The organism is Synechococcus sp. R6-10, from assembly GCF_047461815.1.
Lineage (GTDB): Bacteria > Cyanobacteriota > Cyanobacteriia > Thermostichales > Thermostichaceae > Thermostichus.
In genome coordinates this window covers 1-691 of sequence record NZ_JANSHW010000747.1, presented here as the reverse complement: position 1 = coordinate 691, position 691 = coordinate 1, and the positions used below count along the sequence as shown (strand labels likewise).

1 protein-coding gene is annotated in these 691 nt (G+C 58.5%); it reads left to right on the top strand.

Annotated features, from left to right (window positions below; translation table 11 throughout):
• Positions 1–127: 127 nt before the first annotated feature.
• On the top strand, positions 128–691 hold a 564-nt coding region (locus tag NW837_RS15765; protein ID WP_414332654.1), incomplete at its 3' end, for a hypothetical protein.

The window sequence follows — 691 nt, the reverse complement described above, 5'->3', positions numbered from 1 at the left end:
CCAACAGACAGGATTGGTGGTGCAGTGTGGTTGTACCACCAGCGGATTGAGCAGCATCGGTCCAGCAGATAACTATCTCCATCGCAACGCGCGAAGTCATCGTCCCGAGCTTGCGCAGATTCACCAAGTGCTGGTTGCCGAGCAGCATCGCCATTTTCCTGTGTGTTTGCATGACCATTTCTGGACGGTTGAGGACACGCGCGGCGCGGGTGGTCGGACATCGGTTACCTATCCCGATGGCACCTTCCGCGAGTTGAGCTCTCCCGCGGCGTTCCGCGCCCACTGGCGGGGCAGCATGCTGGAGATGCAACAGATGGGCTTCACCGACGCTCACTGCAGTCATTACCGTTATGCGAATTTCGCAGGCAATCAGATTTCCGACCGCTATTTACGCTTCCTCCGCGATGAGACGCCCATGCGCGCCGTGCGTATCTGGTCGGGAAGTTGTTATGTCACCTCGCATACGCGCCAGATGGCACCCGTTCCGTTCACCCGAAATCCGTTCGAGCGTCGGTACGGTATCGAAATCGTCAACTCTTACGATCCTATCTGGGCGAATGTCAACAGCACGCGCGTGGTCTGGACCCGCAAAAATCTCGCCGTCGGCGATGGCTACGGCACGGAAGCAGAGGATACTGAGGTGCTCTGGGCGCGCTACATGGGGCATCGTTTCGGGAGCCTGATGTGGAAC